Genomic DNA, 18,138 nt, shown 5'->3' with positions numbered 1-18,138 from the left:
TTAAAATTGCGGCAAAGATACTATTTTAGCATCCTTATTTTATTTTACAAAATGACAAATTTAGAATACATTTTAAAAGTAGTTCCTACTGCTCCAAAAAATATTGAAGCGACGCTGCAATTGCTTTCCGAAGATTGCACTATTCCTTTCATCGCACGTTACCGTAAAGATAAAACAGGTAATTTAGATGAGGTAGTGATTGAGCAAATCGCTAAACTTAACAAGCAATATGATGATATTGTAAAACGTAAAGAAAGTATTTTAAAATCAATCGAAGAGCAAAATGCTTTAACACCTGAGCTGAAATCAAAAATTGAAAATAGTTTTGATTTACAGGAAATAGAAGATTTATACCTTCCTTATAAAAAGAAAAAGAAAACCAAAGCTGATACAGCACGTGAAAATGGATTGGAGCCTTTGGCAAAAATCATCATGTCGCAACGTAACGATGACATCGAATTTTTGGCTTCAAAATATATCAATGCTAAAGTAGCAAACGAAGACGAGGCATTACAGGGTGCACGCGATATCATTGCCGAATGGATCAATGAGAATATTTACATCCGTAAAAATCTGCGCCGCATGTTTCAACGCAAAGCGGAAATCACTACTAAAGTAGTTAAAACCAAAAAAGAAGATGAAGCCGCTCAAAAATTTTCACAGTATTTTGATTGGGCGGAACCTATAAGCAAAGCACCTTCACATCGTTTATTGGCAATGTTGAGAGCAGAAGCGGAAGGTTTTGTCAAACTGAATGTAGAAATTGAAAAAGAAGAAGCTATTGCATTCATTGAAGATAACATCATCAAATCGAATAACGATACTACTCAACATTTAGAATTGGCGATCAAAGACAGTTACAAGCGTTTATTGGAGCCTGCTATTTCAAATGAAACATTACAGGAAGCGAAGGAAAAAGCTGACATCAAAGCAATTGATGTTTTTGCCGGAAACTTGAGTCAGTTGTTATTGGCACCGCCTTTAGGTGAAAAACGAATTTTAGCGATCGACCCTGGTTTTAGAACAGGTTGTAAAGTGGTATGTCTGGATGAGAAAGGCGATTTGTTGTACAATGAAACCATTTTTCCTCACGCACCGCAAAACGAAACGACTATGGCGATGAAAAAGGTAAAATCGATGGTGAATGCGTATAATATTGAAGCCATTTCAATCGGTAACGGAACGGCGAGTCGTGAAACCGAATTTTTTATCAAGAAAATTGCTTTTGACAAACCGGTGCAGGTTTTTGTGGTATCCGAAGCCGGCGCATCAGTATATTCAGCTTCTAAAATTGCAAGGGAAGAATTTGGAAGTTATGATGTAACAGTTCGTGGTGCCGTTTCTATCGGTCGTCGTTTATCTGATCCATTGGCCGAATTGGTTAAAATTGATCCTAAATCAATCGGAGTAGGACAGTATCAACATGATGTAGATCAGACGAAATTGAAAGAAGAATTAGACACTACAGTAGTACGTTGTGTGAACTCAGTCGGAATCAACATCAATACAGCCAGCAAATCATTATTGAGTTATGTTTCGGGTATTGGTGAAAAAATGGCCGAAAATATCGTCGCATACCGAAGTGAGAATGGTGCATTTGAAGACCGAAGTCAATTGAAAAAAGTGCCACGCTTGGGAGAAAAGGCTTTCCAACAAGCTGCTGCCTTCATCCGAATTAAAGACGGTAAAAATCCGTTGGATAATTCGGCAGTGCATCCTGAATCGTATAAAATGGTAGAAAAAATGGCTAAAGATTTGGGTGTTAAAGTCAATGAATTAATCGGTAACAAAGAAAAAATAAGTCAAATTAAACCGGAGAATTATATTACTGAAAACGTGGGTATTTTGGGTATCAAAGATATCTTGAAAGAATTAGAAAAACCGGGATTGGATCCTCGTAAAGCCGCTAAAATTTTCGAATTCGACCCGAATGTAAAAACCATTGCCGATGTGCGCAGCGGAATGATTGTACCCGGAATTGTGAATAATATAACAGCTTTCGGTTGTTTTGTCGACATCGGAATCAAGGAAAGCGGATTGGTACATGTTTCACAATTGAAAGACAGTTATGTAAGTGATGTAAATGAAGTGGTAAAACTGCATCAACACGTGCAAGTGAAAGTTGTTGAGGTTGATGAATCCAGAAAACGTATTCAGCTGACGATGATTCTTTAACAGATTTATATAGTATTAAAAGCCCTGATTTCAAATCGAAATCAGGGCTTTTTTTTATTTGGATAAAATATCTGATAATCAGAAATAAACAGGTTAAACGAGTTGTTATATTTATTTATAAAGATAAAATATCTGTTAAATTTTATTAAAAAAAGATATAATATCTATTTGTTTGTATATTTGCGCAAAAATTAATCTATGTTTAGTATTCAAATTGCAAATAATAACCACATTCACTTCGCCCAGACGATATGTGACGAGATGGAAGCGTCCGCGAAAGTGAGAGGAACGGGTATTGCAAAGCGATCGGCTGAATACATTATTGAAAAAATTCAAGAAGGAAAAGCGGTTATTGCTTTGACAGGAAATAACGAATGGGCAGGGTTTTGTTACATCGAAACTTGGCAAAATGAAGAGTATGTGGCGAATTCAGGATTGATTGTATCACCGGAATTCCGCCAGAGCGGACTGGCCAGAATGATTAAAGCCAAAATCTTTGAGTTGTCAAGAACCAAATACCCCAATTCTAAAATTTTTGGATTGACCACAGGTTTAGCCGTGATGCGGATCAATTCGGAATTAGGCTATACACCAGTAACTTATTCGGAATTAACCTCCGATGAAAAATTCTGGAATGGATGCCAGAGTTGTGTGAATTTCGAAATTCTGCAAAGTAAAAATTATAAAAATTGTTTGTGTACAGCCATGCTGTATGACAGTAATATAAAAGAACAAAAAAATGCAAAAGAAGAAAATAGTATTAGCGTATAGTGGTGGTTTAGACACTACCTATTGTGCCGTGTATTTGAGTAAAGTAGAAAATTACGAAGTGCATGCAGTGACCATTAATACTGGTGCTTTCGATGAAAAAGAAATCGAAATATTAGAGGAAAAAGCATTACAATGTGGTGCTGCTTCATATGCCTGTATTGATGTTCGAAAAGAATACTATGACGATTGTATTAAATATTTGATCTATGGCAATGTATTAAAAAACGGAACGTATCCTTTAAGTGTGAGTGCCGAAAGAGCCGTTCAAGCCAAAAGTATTGCTGAGTATGCCATCCAATTGGGAATTCACACGATTGCTCATGGAAGTACAGGTGCCGGAAATGACCAAGTACGTTTTGACATGATTTTTAATCATTTGCTGCCCAATGTTGAAATCATTACACCAATCAGAGATCAAAAATTAAGCAGAGAAGCTGAAATAGAATTTCTAAAAGCACACGGTGTAAGTTTCAATTTTGAAAAAGCAGTGTACAGTATCAATAAAGGATTGTGGGGAACTTCAGTGGGAGGTAAGGAAACCTTGACTTCACATCAAAATTTACCCGAAGAAGCTTGGCCTACACCAGTTTCGGTAACAGAATCAATAGATATTATATTGGGTTTTGAAGCTGGAGAACTGATTTTAGTTAATGGGGAATCCTTCGAACATCCTTCGGTTGCGATTGAGTATTTACAACAATTGGCACAACCTTTCGGAATTGGAAGACATATCCATGTAGGGGATACCATCATCGGGATTAAAGGAAGAGTGGGTTTTGAAGCAGCCGCTCCGGAATTAATTATAAAAGCACACCATTTGTTGGAAAAACATACACTGACCAAATGGCAATTGTTTTGGAAAGAACAATTATCAAGCTGGTACGGCAACTGGTTGCACGAAGGGCAAATGATGGATCCAACGATGAGAGATATTGAAGCTTTTTTGACCAATACTCAAAAAACTGTAAGTGGCGAGGTGCACATCACCCTGCATCCGTATAGATATGAATTGAACGGAATTGAAAGTCCTTATGATTTAATGTCGTCCAAATTCGGTTCGTATGGTGAAATGAATAACGGTTGGAGTGGAGAAGATGTAAAAGGATTTACAAAAATATTTGGAAACCAAACCTCGATTTACCATCAGGTTACAAAAGGATTGATTCATGAGAATTAAAGTTGGAATTATAGGCGGTGCCGGTTATACTGCAGGGGAATTACTCAGAATCCTGATTAATCATCCGCAGGTAGAAATTGGGTTTGTACACAGCAAAAGCAATGCGGGCAAGTTCATTTATGAAGTACACGATGATTTGTTTGGAGATACTGATTTGAAATTTTCAGCAACATATTATTCTGATATTGATGTGGTTTTTTTATGTGTTGCGCATGGTGAAGCCAACAAGATTGTGGCTGAATTTGAATCTTCGGTTAAGATAATCGATTTAAGTCAGGACCACAGAATTGCAGCAGATCATTCCTTTGTTTACGGTTTACCGGAATTAAACAAAGAAGCGATTCAAAATGCGGATTATGTAGCAAATCCGGGTTGTTTCGCAACAGTAATCCAGTTGGCTATTTTGCCTCTGGCTGAAGCCGGATTATTGAACGGAGAAGTGTATGCTTCATGTACGACGGGTTCAACTGGCGCCGGACAATCTTTGGCTGAGACTTCGCATTTCAGTTGGAGACAGAACAATTTGTCGGTGTACAAAGCCTTTACACACCAGCATTTGGCAGAGATTAATCAAAGTTTAATGCAAGTTCAGAAAAACGATTTGGGCAACCTACATATTTTACCACAAAGAGGTTCTTTTACCAGAGGTATTTTGGCGTGTATTACATTAAAATCTGATTACTCTTTGGAGCAATTGATTGCCTTATTTGAAGAAAAATACAAAGACGAACCTTTTGTGTTTTTGTCACCTAAGAATTGTCATTTGAAACAAGTCGTGAATACCAATAAATGCTTGTTATATATCGAAAAAAATGAAGAGGACGTAATGATTGTAAGCGTAATTGATAATTTATTAAAAGGAGCTTCGGGACAGGCAGTACAAAATATGAATCTAATGTTTGGTTTACCCGAAGCAACCGGATTAAAATTAAAACCAAGTGCATTTTAAGAATGGAAACAACAGCAATTAAAGATAGTTCAACAGGAATGAATTTGTTCGATGTGTATTCGGTTTCAGATATTGAAATCGTTAAAGCATCAGGATCAGATTTATGGGACAAAAACGGAAAACACTATTTGGATTTATACGGCGGTCATGCCGTGATTTCAATTGGTCACACACATCCTCATTATGTTTCAAGCCTTACGGAACAGTTGCAGAAAATTGGTTTTTATTCCAATTCGATTGTGATTGACCAGCAAAAACAATTGGCTTCAAAATTAGGCCTACTTTCGGGCTATACTGATTATCAGTTGTTTTTGTGCAATTCAGGTGCGGAGGCAAATGAAAATGCCTTCAAATTGGCATCTTTTCATAATGGAAGAAAAAAAATAATCGCTTTTAATAAAGCTTTCCATGGTAGAACATCATTGGCCGTTGCAAGTACAGATAATCCTGCAATTGTAGCACCAGTGAACGAAAACAACAACACAACTTTTTTACCATTAAATGATAGTAATGCTTTTGACCAAGCCGTAAACGATGAGGTGTGCTGTGTCATTATTGAAGGAATTCAAGGCGTTGCCGGTATTCAGATTCCAGAGCCTGCATTTTTACAGCATGTGGCGCAAAAGTGTAAAGAACTAGGTATTGTTCTGATTCTGGATGAAGTGCAGTCGGGTTACGGAAGAACAGGTAAATTCTTTGCACATAAGCATGCGGGTATCCAGCCGGATATTATTACGACAGCTAAAGGAATGGGTAACGGTTTTCCAATTGCAGGTGTATTGATTGCACCGCATATCCAGCCAAAAAAAGAAATGCTGGGAACCACTTTCGGAGGAAATTATCTGGCTTGTGCTGCCGGTTTAGCAGTTTTGGAAGTGATTGAAAAAGAGAACCTGATGGAGAATGCCCAAAAAATGGGAGAGTATCTCATGGAACAAGTGCAAAACATTCCGAATATCAAAGAAATAAGAGGCATAGGATTAATGGTTGCCATTGAATTGTTTGATCCTTGTGCAGCTGTCCGTAAAAGATTGTTGGACGAATTCGGAATTTTTACCGGAACGGCAAGCAATAAAAATACGTTAAGGATTTTACCTTCATTGGCAGTGACGAAAAGAGAATTGGACGAATTGTTAAAAGCTTTAAAGATTATTTTGAAGTAGCATTCAGATTAGAAACGATTAATGAAAGAGAAATGAAACATTTTACATCAGTAAACGATATAGATGACCCCATGGCTTTGGTCAAAGAAGCCATAGCGCAAAAAAATTCAAAAGAAATAGCTCAAATCGGGAAAAATAAAACCATAGGATTGTTATTCTTCAATTTGAGCTTGAGAACCAGAATGAGTACGCAAAAAGCAGCTCAGAATCTGGGTATGGAAGTCATGATCCTTAATGTGAACAATGACGGTTGGGCACTGGAATTTGAAGAAGGAGCGGTGATGAACGGCAAAACTGTCGAACATATAAAAGATGCCGCAGCCGTAATGGGATTGTATTGTGATATTTTGGCCATTCGTTGCTTCCCGAATCTGGAAAATAAAGAAGAGGATTACGCTGATAATATCATCCATCAGTTTATTCAATATGCAAAAGTGCCAGTGGTAAGTTTGGAATCTGCTACAAGGCATCCTTTGCAGAGTTTGGCGGATATGATCACAATTCAGGAACACAAAATCAAAGAGAAACCAAAAGTGGTTTTGACTTGGGCGCCACATATCAAACCTATTCCGCAAGTTGTGGCAAATTCGTTTGCCGAATGGACTTTGGCTAGCGGTTATGATTTAACCATTACTCATCCTGAAGGATATGAATTGAGCGAGGAGTTTACAAAAGGCGCAACGATTGAAACCAATCAGCAAAAAGCATTGCAGGATGCCGATTTTGTCTATGTGAAAAACTGGTCTTCGTATACAGATTACGGAAAGGTTTTACCAATAACGGAAGATTGGATGTTAACTAATAAAAAATTGGAAGTTACTAATTCGGCAAAAGTAATGCATTGCTTGCCGGTGAGAAGAAATGTGGAATTATCAGATGAGGTTTTGGATAATGAAAATTCTTTGATTCTGCAACAAGCCGAAAACAGAGTATATGCGGCTCAAACCGTATTGAAAAAAATACTGGAAACTAATTTTTAAAGCTATGATACATGTAATAAAGATTGGTGGAAATATCATTGATGACGTAACAAAATTGGATGATTTCCTCAACAGATTTGCCAAACTGAAAGGTTCAAAAATATTGATTCACGGTGGCGGAAAATTGGCTACCAGTTTAGCAAAAGATTTGAACATTGAACAGCAAATCATCGACGGAAGACGTATTACTGATGCCGAGACTTTAAAAATTACTACTATGGTGTATGCCGGATTGGTAAATAAAACCATTGTAGCTAAACTACAGTCAAAAGCATGTAATGCCATTGGATTGAGTGGCGTGGACGGCAATATCATCCAGTCTAGTAAAAGAGTCCATCCAACTATTGATTACGGCTGGGTAGGCGATGTAGAAAAAATTAACGCTGGATTTTTGCAAAGTCTGATTGACAACGGGATTGTACCTGTTATCAGCCCGATTACACACGATGGAAAAGGAAATTTGTTAAATACAAATGCCGATACTATCGCAACCGAAGTGGCTATGGTACTTTCTGAAACCAACGAGGTGAATCTGAGATTCTGTTTTGAAAAATTAGGGGTTCTTACGAATCCTGAATTGGATGGTTCGTGGTTAAGAATACTGGATAAAAAAGAATATGAATCTTTAAAAGAAGCACAAATTATTTCAAAAGGAATGTTGCCTAAACTGGAAAATGCCTTTAGAGCCAATGAATCAAATGTGGCAAAGGTGGAAATCTGTCATGCCGATTATGCTAATGAACAGGGCGAATCTTTTATCGGAACCCAAATAATTTAAACTATGGAACAATTACAAATAGAAGTGTTGGAACTTTTACAAAAGCTTATTGCGACCGAATCCTTTAGTAAAGAGGAAGAAGGAACCGCTGCAATATTGAATGATTTCTTTGTAAAAAAAGGGATTCCAACCCACAGATTGAAACATAATGTTTGGGTAAAGAATAAATATTTTGACGATTCAAAACCAACAATCTTACTGAATTCGCATCACGATACGGTACAACCGAATAAGCAATATACCAGAAATCCGTTCGGCCCGGATATTGAAGAAGGAATTTTATATGGTTTGGGAAGTAATGATGCCGGCGGACCGCTGGTTTCCTTAGCTGCTTGTTTTTTGCATTTTTATGACAGAGAAGATTTGCAGTTCAATTTGGTTTATGCAGCTACGGCAGAAGAAGAAATATCTGGTAATGACGGGGTGGAAATCGTCTTACCCGAATTAGGAAACATTTATTTCGGAATCGTGGGAGAACCTACTAAAATGGATATCGCCATCGCCGAAAAAGGGCTTTTCGTGATTGACTGTATTGCACACGGAAAATCGGGACATGCTGCAAGGGAAGAAGGAGAAAACGCAATTTATAAAGCGTTGAAGGATATTGAATGGTTTCGAACATTTGAATTCCCAGAGGAATCCGATCTGCTCGGTAAAGTGAAAATGTCGGTAACTATAATCAATGCGGGTGTACAACATAACGTAGTTCCGGAAAGCTGCCAGTTTACGGTCGATATCAGAACGACGGATAAATACAATAACGAACAAGCTTTGGAAATTATTAAACAACATGTTGGTTGTGAAGTGATTCCTCGATCAACCCGATTGAATCCTTCTTTCGCACCAAAAGAACATCCCATTGTACAAAGTGGGATAAGTTTAGGAAGAGCAATTTATGCTTCGCCAACGACTTCAGATCAGGCGTTGATGAATGGTTTTCCAACGATTAAAATGGGACCAGGCGACTCGGCTAGATCGCATACGGCTGACGAATATATTTATGTAGAAGAAATCAACAAAGGCATTGCAATTTATATTGAAATGCTGGAAAAATTTAATCAAACAGATTATGAAACTGTGGCAAAATACAAACCCTGATACAAAAAGTTCCATCGAAGAAATGGTTGAACAATTTACGATAGGTCAGGATACAATTTGGGATTTATATTTGGCAGAAGCAGATATTAAAGGTTCTATCGCACATACTTCCATGTTACACGAAATAGGATTGTTAACTACTGAAGAATTAAAGGAAGCCCACGAAGGATTACAAGCAATTCTAAAAACGGTATATGATAAGACTTTTGTTATTGAAGATGGAGTAGAAGATGTACATTCTCAAGTGGAACTTTTGCTCACTCAAATGAAAGGGGAAGTCGGAAAAAAAATCCATGCCGGACGTTCTAGAAACGATCAATCATTGTTGGATATTAAGTTGTTTATTAAAGCTGAATTGAAACAAATTGTTGAAAAAACAGAGAACGTGTTCAATAGTCTGATAGATTTGAGTGAGAAACATAAAAACGATTTATTACCGGGGTATACGCATTTTCAATTAGCAATGCCTTCTTCATTTGGTTTGTGGTTTGGCGCGTATGCAGAGAGCTTAAGTGATGATTTAGAACTGATTTTAGCAGCTTATGCTATGGCCAATAAAAATCCTTTGGGATCTGGTGCAGGTTACGGTTCTTCATTTCCTTTAAATAGATCATTCACCACATTGCTGCTCAATTTCGAATCAATGAACCATAATGTGGTGTATGCGCAAATGACTAGAGGTAAAATTGAAAAGACAACGGCAATGGCCTTGTCTGGAATCGCTTCAACACTGACCAAATTTTCGATGGACGTTTGTTTGTATATGAATCAGAATTTTGGGTTTATTAGCTTTCCTAAGGAATTGACTACAGGGAGCAGCATTATGCCTCATAAAAAAAATCCAGATATTTTTGAATTGATAAGAGCCAAATGCAACAGAATACAGTCGTTGCCAAATGAACTGACTTTACTGACTAACAATCTGCCTTCGGGGTATCATAGAGATATGCAGCTGACTAAGGAATGTTTGTTTCCAGCGATTATCATCTTGAAGGAATGTTTAGACATGCTACAGGTGATGTTAGAAAATACTTCGGTAAAACAAAACATTTTATCCGATGAAAAATATTTGAATCTATTTACAGTTGAAGCTGTTAACGAATTGGTGTTATCAGGAATTCCATTTAGAGAAGCGTATAAAATAGTTTCCAAACAAGTGGAAGAAAATCAGTTTGTATATAATAGCAAATCAATTAACCATACACACGAAGGAAGTATTGGCAACTTGCAAAATGATAAAATCAAAAAGGAGTTTATTAAGAAGAAAAAGAGAATGATTTAATCTTCGGGTAAATAATACGAAGTTTCATTTTTAACCATACTCATCACAATGTTGCTGTGATATTGCCCTATGTTAGGGATGTTGGCTAATTTATTAACCACAAAATCATTGTAGCTATCAATGTCGGTAGTTGCAATCTTTAACATGTAATCATAAATACCCGAAAGACTTGTTACTTCAAGAATTTCGGGCATTTTCATTACTTGATCTTCGAAACTTTTTAAATTTTCGCGAGATTGTTTTTTTAGAGTAACATTACAATATGCAAAAAGCTTAATACCTACTTTAGAAGGATCAAGAATAACAGCACTTTTTTTGATAACGCCAGCTTCACTTAAATGTTTGATTCTTTCATATGTAGGAGTGTACGACAACCCTACCATAGCCGCTACGTCTTTCACAGAAAGCGTACAATCTTTCTGTAAAATATTTAAAATTTTTGCGTCTATTTTATCCATGAGAGGAAAGCAAACAATTAATGTTTACTCTTTAGTTTCGTCTTCTTTTTTTGTTGCAGTTGTATCTTCTCCTTTAGAAGCTTTTTTGAATTCATTCAATCCACTTCCTAAACCTTTCATTAATTCTGGAATTTTTTTACCTCCAAAAAGTAATAAAACAACAACTAATATTATAATAATTTCAGTAGTTCCAAGTCTTCCCATGATATATTTAAATTGCGCTTTTTAAGCTTAAATTATTTAGCAAATATATTAAACAAATAGAGAAAGTGTCAATTTTTAACTAATTATTATCTGTAAGGTTATACCAGAATTTCAAATTAGTATATTTGTGGTATTAGACAAATAAGTATGTCCAAAAAAAGATTAAAAAGAAAAGCTTTCTTCAATACAATTAAAGCTCATAGAAGATTAGTTATTTTAAATGAAGACACTTTTGAAGAACAGTTTTCATTAAAATTAAGTATTCTTAACGTGTTTATTTTAGGTTCTATAGGAGCAATTTTCTTAATTTCTACAACAAGTTATATTATTGCATTTACACCGTTACGTGAGTATATTCCGGGTTATTCATCAACAAAGTTAAAAGAAGACGCTTTGCTTTTAGGATTAAAAGCAGATTCGTTAGAATTCAGATTAAAAAAGAATGACGCTTATATAAATTCGGTAAAAAAAGTTTTAACTGGAGATTTAGAATATGCTAAAGTAAACAAAGATTCAATTCTAGCATCAGACTATGTAGATCCATCAGAATATGAAATGCAAGCATCTGAACAAGAGTTAGAGTTAAGAAAGCAAGTACAAGCCGCCGCAAAAAAGGAGAGTGAATAACAATAAATTTTCAATAAATAAATTCAATTAGAATGTCGATTAAAAGTATTGGCGCCAAATTATTCGCTTCTATAGTTCATCATAAAACACAAAAATGGGCTAAAAATCCAGTGGCTACTCAACAAAAAGTCTTCGAACAATTAATTCATGAGGCAAAAAACACTCAATTTGGGAAAGACCATTTATTTGAGACAATTAAGTCTCATAAGGATTATGTAAAACAAGTTCCAATTAGAGATTATGAAGAATTGCGAATGTATGTTGACAGAGTGGTCAAAGGAGAGTCAGATGTGCTTTGGAAAGGAAAACCTCTTTATTTCGCAAAAACCTCAGGTACAACTTCAGGAGCAAAATATATTCCGCTCACAAAAGAATCTATGCCATATCATATAGAAGCTGCTAGAAATGCTATTCTAAATTATGTATATGAAACTGGTAATACAGATTTTGTTGATGGAAAAATGATTTTTTTGCAAGGAAGCCCAATTCTCGAGGAGAAAAATGGCGTTAAACTTGGCCGATTATCAGGAATTGTAGCGCATTATGTGCCAAAATATCTCCAAAAAAACAGAATGCCATCATGGGAGACAAACTGTATTGAAGATTGGGAGACAAAAGTAGACGCTATTGTTGAGGAAACTATCAATGAAGACATGGCGGTTATTTCTGGTATTCCTTCTTGGGTACAAATGTATTTTGAAAAACTTTCAGCCAAAGCCAACAAACCAGTTGGTGATATCTTTAAAAACTTCAACTTGTTCATCTATGGTGGAGTAAATTATGAACCTTATAGAGCGAAATTTGAAAAAATAATTGGTCGAAAAGTAGATTCTATAGAACTATTTCCAGCATCTGAAGGTTTTTTTGCTTACCAAGATTCCCAAAAAGAAAAAGGAATGCTTTTGTTGTTGAATTCAGGAATTTTTTATGAATTCGTAAAAGCAGATGAGTTCTTTACTGAAGCCCCAAAACGTTATACCATAGGTGAAGTAGAGTTAGGCGTTAATTATGTTTTGATACTATCAACCAATGCTGGACTTTGGGCATATAACATTGGAGATACCGTTCAATTTACTAGTTTAAAACCATATAGAGTAATTGTTTCAGGCAGAATCAAACATTATATATCTGCTTTTGGAGAACATGTTATTGGAAAAGAGGTGGAGTCGGCATTAAAAGAAGCGATGGAAGATATTGATGTTAGTGTCAATGAATTTACTGTCGCGCCTCAAATTTCACCTTCGGAAGGTTTACCATATCATGAGTGGTTTATAGAGTTTGAAAAAGAACCTAATAATCTAGAAGAATTTGCATTAAAAATAGACCACGCCATGCGAAAACAAAATGTTTACTACGATGATTTAATTGTTGGAAACGTTTTAAGAACAGTTGTCATAACAAAAGTCGCCAAGAATGGTTTTCAAGAGTATATGAAATCTATAGGAAAATTGGGCGGACAAAACAAATTACCTAGATTATCAAACGATAGAAAAATAGCTAATTTTTTTCATTAAGCACCATACTAACTTATGTTTAAAAAAACACTCATTTTCGTTTTATTTGGACTTACTAATGTTGTTTTCTGCCAAATAAAAGGAAAAGTAGTTGACGAGTTTAATCAGCCTGTACCTTATGTAAACATTTGGATTCAGGGAGAAAATATTGCAACAACTTCAGAAGAAAACGGAGAGTTTACTATTAATGCAACACCAGACAAAAGCTTGTTGTTTTCATCATTAGGTTTTGAGAAAAAAGTCATATTGGCAAAAGATGCTTCTTTGGTAAAATTACAACCCGCTTCTTATCAGTTAAATGAAATAGCAATAACAAAAAGACGTCGTAACAGAAGATTGGAAATAGGACAAATTGACAACACCACATTACAAAGTTTTGATAATGGACCTAGAATTGATGTTAAGTTTTTTCCATATCATAAATCATATTCAAAAACAAAATATCTAAGTAAAATAGCTTTATTGACCGACTGTAAAATTGAAAACGCTTCGGTTAAAATAAGAATTTACAAAGCAAACTCTAATGGTTTTCCCGGAGATGAAATGTTGGATAAAAATTTAATAGTAAATGTAAAGAAAGGGATTCAAACCACATGGATTAATGTTTCTGAAAACAATATTGAGTTTCCAATTGAAGGACTTTTTATTGGTGTCGAGAAATTAATGATTGAAAAAAACAGAAATGAAAGAGGTATTGCTCCAAATGTGTTATACAGTTTTGTTGAACGCGAATTTATGTTCAACTATTCAGGAGGAATTTGGAATAAAAAAATAACTGAAATTATTAAAAACCAATCCTCAAAACCAAAAGTTCCAGAGCCTGCAATAAATCTTATTTTAACAAACTAAAAATAAAATTGTACCTTTGCAGGTTAGAAAAATATAAAAGATGAAAGAAATCAAAAACATTTCGCGCTCAAGAGCGCAAGAGTCGTCGGCAGCTATCGAACGACTGTACATTACAATGAGACATTTATTTAACAGAGGTTTTTATAAACCAATGGGTGTTTCTGGAGAAACATTAAGAGAAGCGTTATTAGCGCTTCGTCCTGAAATTTATGGTTCAATTGCTGAAGAAAAAGTAGAATTAAACGGTTTGTTGTATGTGATTGAACGTCTTCCTGTAGGAATAGAAGAATGTCGTTATATCAATTTAACATCTGATGAAGGCTACTCTAAATCACATTTTCAACCTATTGTACCTCCTAAAAGGAGGAGAAACTGTTACCGCATCGATGATGAGCAAATGAACGTTGAAATCACAAGAGGTCGCTCAGACATTTACGATATTTTAACTCACTTGACATTTATTTTTATTGAATCGCATAAAATCAAAGATAAAGTCTTGATTGATGATGAAGGTTCGGTATCAAGAGATTGGCAAAAATTAGAACAAGCAGCACTTCAGTCTAAAAAATTAACTTTAATCGAAAGAGAAAAAGCCATTTCTCATGCTGCAAATGTATTAGGAAGAACTTTTGCTGAGGTTAGTGATATTTATGATGATTTTGCAAATGCTGCGGCTCCAGATAGATTCTTACACATTGTGTATTGGTTAGGTAAAATTGCGATAGAAGAAGTTGTAGATAACAATAAAAGAACAATTACTTTTAGTCCAATTCTTAGAGAACGTCTAGGGCATCATATATATGGTGATATATGGGCAACAAACATCAAAAAGACGCTTGCAGACAATGGATTGTTAGAAAGACCAATACATATCATTAGTGCAAATATGCATAGTGTGATGAATTCGGTTTTCGCGCCTGCAGTACTAGCATCTAAATACAAAGGAAAAGGGGAATACCAAATTTACGAAGACCTTTCTGCTTCTGGTAGTAAGGAATTACGTAAAAAAGTAGAAGACTTTGCGTTACAACACGGAATGATTTCTCAACCAGATGAGTCGGGAACAAATATAGATGTTCAAATTTTTGATACTGCTAAATTTGATTGGAAAAAAACAGCATTTCCAAGTGCTAAAATTAACGGAGAATCGCCAGTATTAATAGTAATGGATTACGCTTTTGGAGAGCAAGCTTTCGAAACTATTGATGAGCTTTTAAAGCCGTATAAAGTTGATAAAAAGAAAACGTTCTTAAATGTAGAATCTGTTTCAATTATGGGTAAAGCAGGAATTCTTCAAGGAGGAAAAGGAGATATTATGATTGCTACAGCTCACGTAAATGAAGGAACTGCAGACAATTATCCTTTCGAAAATCAATTAACAGGCGCTATGTTTGAAGGAAATGATATTCCTGTTTATGAGGGGCCAATGATTACGGTTCTAGGGACATCGTTGCAAAATAGAGATCTATTAAAATTCTTCCACGAATCTACTTGGGAAGCTATCGGACTAGAAATGGAAGGAGCTTACTATCAAAAAGCAATTCAGTCAGCATCTAAAATTAGAAAAAGTATCAATCCAGATGTAAAAGTACGCTATGCTTACTATGCTTCAGATAATCCTTTAGAAACAGGAAGTACTTTAGCTTCAGGAGGTTTAGGAACAACAGGTGTAAAACCTACATATTTAATTACAATTAAAATATTAGAGCAAATTTTTAACTGCTAATGAATTTTATAGAAACAAATCTTAAAGGTTGTTTTATTATAGAACCAAAGGTTTTCCATGATGAGCGAGGCTATTTCATGGAAAGCTTTAATCAACAAGTATTTAATAAAGGAATTGGACAAGAAGTAACTTTTGTTCAGGACAATCAATCCTATTCTTCAAGAGGGGTTTTAAGAGGATTGCATTACCAATGTAGAGAACATGCTCAGGCAAAATTAGTTCGTGTTCTTGAAGGTGAAGTTTTGGATGTAGCTGTTGATTTACGACCTGATTCAGAAACGTATGGTCAATCATACTCTATTTTACTTTCGGAAGAAAATAAAAAACTGTTTTATATTCCAAGAGGTTTTGCTCATGGATTTATTGTGTTGAGTGAAAAAGCAACTTTCTTCTATAAATGTGATAATTTTTACAATAAAGAGAGCGAAGGTGGTTTGATTTACAATGATCCATCGTTAGCCATTGATTGGGGTATTCCTGAAAACGAATTGATTATTTCAGAAAAAGACAAAGTATTACCAACTATAGAAAATGCTCGAAAAGTATGGTAGTTTTAGTTACAGGAGCATCAGGCCAATTAGGTCAGTCTTTACAATTTATTGCATCTCAATATCCAGGGATGCAATTTGTTTTTGCGACCTCTCAAGATTTAGATATAACTAACGAAGAAAGAGTTACTTCTTTTTTTGAAAGTAATAAAATTGATTTTTGTATAAATACTGCAGCTTACACTGCGGTAGATAAAGCAGAATCGGAATCTGAAAAAGCACATTTAGTTAATGTAGTTGGACCAAAAAATTTAGCCATAGCTTGTCAAAAAAACAATGTTACTTTATTACATATCTCAACAGATTTTGTTTTTGATGGTACCGCTTCAATTCCATATATGGAAACAGAAATAACTAATCCGCTAGGTGTTTATGGTCAAACAAAATTAGAAGGAGAGAAAGAAGTTATTTCAAATTGTGACAAGCATTTTATTATTCGTACTTCGTGGGTATATTCTCAATTTGGTAATAATTTTATGAAAACTATGTTACGATTGGCAAAAGATAGAACTGAATTAAATGTGGTTGCAGATCAAATAGGAACACCAACAAACGCTGTTGATTTAGCAGATGCGATTCTTAAAATTATTTCTTTAGGATCTCAATACTCTACTTTGGAAAAATATGGAATTTATAATTTTAGCAATGAAGGGATTTGTTCTTGGTATGATTTTGCAGTAGAAATTTTCAAACAAAACAATTGTAATATAAATGTAAATCCCATACCTACAGAGGCTTATCCTACACCTGCAAAAAGACCTAAGTATAGTGTGCTGGATAAATCAAAAATTAAAAGTACTTTTGGAATAACAATTAAAAGTTGGCAAGAAGCTTTAGCACAAACAAAGGCATAATGAAAAGAATATTAATCACTGGAGCAGCAGGTTTTTTAGGCTCACATTTGTGTGACCGCTTTATAAAAGAAGGATTCCATGTAATTGGAATGGATAACCTGATTACTGGAGATTTAAAAAATATAGAGCACTTATTCAAATTAGAGCATTTCGAATTTTACCATCATGATGTTTCTAAATTTGTACATGTTCCAGGGGAATTAGATTATATACTTCATTTTGCTTCACCGGCTAGCCCAATAGATTATTTAAAAATCCCTATTCAAACATTGAAAGTTGGATCATTAGGAACCCATAACTTATTAGGTTTAGCAAGAAATAAAAACGCTAGAATTTTGATTGCATCAACATCTGAAGTATATGGAGATCCTTTGATTCACCCCCAAACCGAAGATTATTTTGGAAATGTGAATACCATTGGACCACGTGGCGTATACGATGAGGCAAAACGTTTTCAAGAATCTATTACTATGGCGTATCATCGTTTTCACGGGTTAGAAACCCGTATTGTTCGTATTTTTAACACCTACGGACCAAGAATGCGACTAAATGATGGTCGTGTAATTCCAGCTTTTATTGGTCAAGCGTTGAGAGGAGAAGATTTAACCATTTTTGGAGATGGAATGCAAACACGTTCATTCTGCTATGTTGATGATCAAGTGGAAGGGATCTATCGATTATTATTGTCTGATTATGTTTACCCAGTAAACATTGGTAATCCTGATGAGATAACCATAAAAGACTTTGCAGAAGAAATAATCAAGTTAACAGGAACGAATCAAAAAATTGTTTATCATCCACTTCCTGAAAATGATCCACTACAGCGTCAACCCGATACAACTAAAGCTAGAGAAATATTAGGATGGGAAGCGAAGGTAAATCGTGCTGACGGAATGAAATTAACATATGAGTACTTTAAAGCATTACCTAGAGAAGAACTTTTAAGAGAAGCGCATAAAGATTTTAAAGATTTTATTAAATAGTA

At 35.1% G+C, this 18,138-nt stretch carries 18 protein-coding genes; 16 read left to right on the top strand and 2 right to left on the bottom strand.

All coding sequences use genetic code 11. The annotated features are described in order from the left end of the window. Nucleotides 1–51: 51 nt before the first annotated feature. The 9 genes from BUC09_RS01710 to argH all read left to right on the top strand — a co-directional run bounded on the left by BUC09_RS01710 (nucleotide 52) and on the right by argH (nucleotide 10,373). The gene (locus tag BUC09_RS01710; RefSeq protein WP_073308077.1) at nucleotides 52–2,175 is read left to right on the top strand and encodes a Tex family protein; all 2,124 of its coding nucleotides are present in this window, start codon (nucleotides 52–54) and stop codon (nucleotides 2,173–2,175) included. A 198-nt stretch (nucleotides 2,176–2,373) separates the two neighbouring features. Further along, entirely contained in the window at nucleotides 2,374–2,946 is a 573-nt protein-coding gene (locus tag BUC09_RS01705; protein ID WP_234972509.1) for an N-acetyltransferase, read from the top strand. After that, nucleotides 2,915–4,123: an argininosuccinate synthase gene (locus BUC09_RS01700; protein WP_073308073.1), complete on the top strand. Its 1,209-nt coding sequence runs from the start codon at nucleotides 2,915–2,917 to the stop codon at nucleotides 4,121–4,123. The genes BUC09_RS01705 and BUC09_RS01700 overlap by 32 nt, the downstream gene beginning before the upstream one ends. Next, on the top strand, nucleotides 4,113–5,072 hold the full coding sequence (gene argC, locus BUC09_RS01695; RefSeq protein ID WP_073308071.1) for an N-acetyl-gamma-glutamyl-phosphate reductase: 960 nt from the start codon (nucleotides 4,113–4,115) through the stop codon (nucleotides 5,070–5,072). Before BUC09_RS01700 ends, argC begins: the two co-directional genes overlap by 11 nt. Nucleotides 5,073–5,110: 38 nt before the next feature. Continuing rightward, complete coding sequence (locus BUC09_RS01690; RefSeq protein ID WP_073309008.1) at nucleotides 5,111–6,235, top strand: aspartate aminotransferase family protein; 1,125 nt, start codon at nucleotides 5,111–5,113, stop codon at nucleotides 6,233–6,235. Nucleotides 6,236–6,267: 32 nt separating this feature from the next. Further along, entirely contained in the window at nucleotides 6,268–7,215 is a 948-nt protein-coding gene (locus BUC09_RS01685) for an N-acetylornithine carbamoyltransferase (protein ID WP_073308069.1), read from the top strand. 4 nt (nucleotides 7,216–7,219) lie between these two features. Beyond that, nucleotides 7,220–7,993 (top strand): acetylglutamate kinase, encoded by a 774-nt coding sequence (gene argB, locus BUC09_RS01680; RefSeq protein WP_073308067.1) that lies wholly within the window; start codon nucleotides 7,220–7,222, stop codon nucleotides 7,991–7,993. Nucleotides 7,994–7,996: 3 nt separating this feature from the next. After that, the gene (locus BUC09_RS01675; protein WP_073308065.1) at nucleotides 7,997–9,091 is read left to right on the top strand and encodes a M20 family metallo-hydrolase; all 1,095 of its coding nucleotides are present in this window, start codon (nucleotides 7,997–7,999) and stop codon (nucleotides 9,089–9,091) included. Next, on the top strand, nucleotides 9,063–10,373 hold the full coding sequence (argH, locus tag BUC09_RS01670) for an argininosuccinate lyase (protein WP_073308063.1): 1,311 nt from the start codon (nucleotides 9,063–9,065) through the stop codon (nucleotides 10,371–10,373). Before BUC09_RS01675 ends, argH begins: the two co-directional genes overlap by 29 nt. On the opposite strand, the gene BUC09_RS01665 is transcribed toward argH, so the two are convergent. Together BUC09_RS01665 and tatA are read right to left on the bottom strand one after the other, a co-directional pair. Continuing rightward, complete coding sequence (locus BUC09_RS01665) at nucleotides 10,370–10,831, bottom strand: Lrp/AsnC family transcriptional regulator (protein ID WP_073308061.1); 462 nt, start codon at nucleotides 10,829–10,831, stop codon at nucleotides 10,370–10,372. The genes argH and BUC09_RS01665 overlap by 4 nt on opposite strands. A gap of 24 nt (nucleotides 10,832–10,855) precedes the next feature. Continuing rightward, nucleotides 10,856–11,035: a twin-arginine translocase TatA/TatE family subunit gene (gene tatA, locus BUC09_RS01660; protein WP_073308059.1), complete on the bottom strand. Its 180-nt coding sequence runs from the start codon at nucleotides 11,033–11,035 to the stop codon at nucleotides 10,856–10,858. Between the two features lie 147 nt (nucleotides 11,036–11,182). On the opposite strand from tatA, the gene BUC09_RS01655 reads away from it, so the two are divergent. The 7 genes from BUC09_RS01655 to BUC09_RS01625 are packed head-to-tail and all read left to right on the top strand — an operon-like array spanning nucleotide 11,183 to nucleotide 18,136. Beyond that, complete coding sequence (locus tag BUC09_RS01655) at nucleotides 11,183–11,662, top strand: peptidase (protein ID WP_073308057.1); 480 nt, start codon at nucleotides 11,183–11,185, stop codon at nucleotides 11,660–11,662. Between the two features lie 32 nt (nucleotides 11,663–11,694). Then, the gene (locus BUC09_RS01650) at nucleotides 11,695–13,176 is read left to right on the top strand and encodes a GH3 auxin-responsive promoter family protein (protein ID WP_073308055.1); all 1,482 of its coding nucleotides are present in this window, start codon (nucleotides 11,695–11,697) and stop codon (nucleotides 13,174–13,176) included. A 15-nt stretch (nucleotides 13,177–13,191) separates the two neighbouring features. Beyond that, nucleotides 13,192–14,025 carry a carboxypeptidase-like regulatory domain-containing protein gene (locus BUC09_RS01645; RefSeq protein ID WP_073308053.1) on the top strand — a complete coding sequence of 278 codons (834 nt, stop codon included), beginning with the start codon at nucleotides 13,192–13,194 and terminating at the stop codon, nucleotides 14,023–14,025. 40 nt (nucleotides 14,026–14,065) lie between these two features. Then, nucleotides 14,066–15,751, top strand: coding sequence for a DUF6909 family protein (locus BUC09_RS01640; RefSeq protein WP_073308051.1), 1,686 nt, complete (start codon nucleotides 14,066–14,068; stop codon nucleotides 15,749–15,751). Then, nucleotides 15,751–16,302, top strand: coding sequence for a dTDP-4-dehydrorhamnose 3,5-epimerase (gene rfbC, locus BUC09_RS01635; RefSeq protein WP_073308049.1), 552 nt, complete (start codon nucleotides 15,751–15,753; stop codon nucleotides 16,300–16,302). Before BUC09_RS01640 ends, rfbC begins: the two co-directional genes overlap by 1 nt. After that, nucleotides 16,296–17,153, top strand: coding sequence for a dTDP-4-dehydrorhamnose reductase (gene rfbD, locus BUC09_RS01630; RefSeq protein ID WP_073308047.1), 858 nt, complete (start codon nucleotides 16,296–16,298; stop codon nucleotides 17,151–17,153). Before rfbC ends, rfbD begins: the two co-directional genes overlap by 7 nt. Continuing rightward, on the top strand, nucleotides 17,153–18,136 hold the full coding sequence (locus BUC09_RS01625; protein ID WP_073308045.1) for a UDP-glucuronic acid decarboxylase family protein: 984 nt from the start codon (nucleotides 17,153–17,155) through the stop codon (nucleotides 18,134–18,136). Before rfbD ends, BUC09_RS01625 begins: the two co-directional genes overlap by 1 nt. The last annotated feature ends 2 nt before the right edge of the window (nucleotides 18,137–18,138 follow it).

It is taken from the genome of Flavobacterium terrae, from assembly GCF_900142035.1.
GTDB classification, from domain to species: Bacteria; Bacteroidota; Bacteroidia; order Flavobacteriales; family Flavobacteriaceae; genus Flavobacterium; species Flavobacterium terrae.
This window is presented reverse-complemented; position numbering and strand designations above follow the sequence as displayed.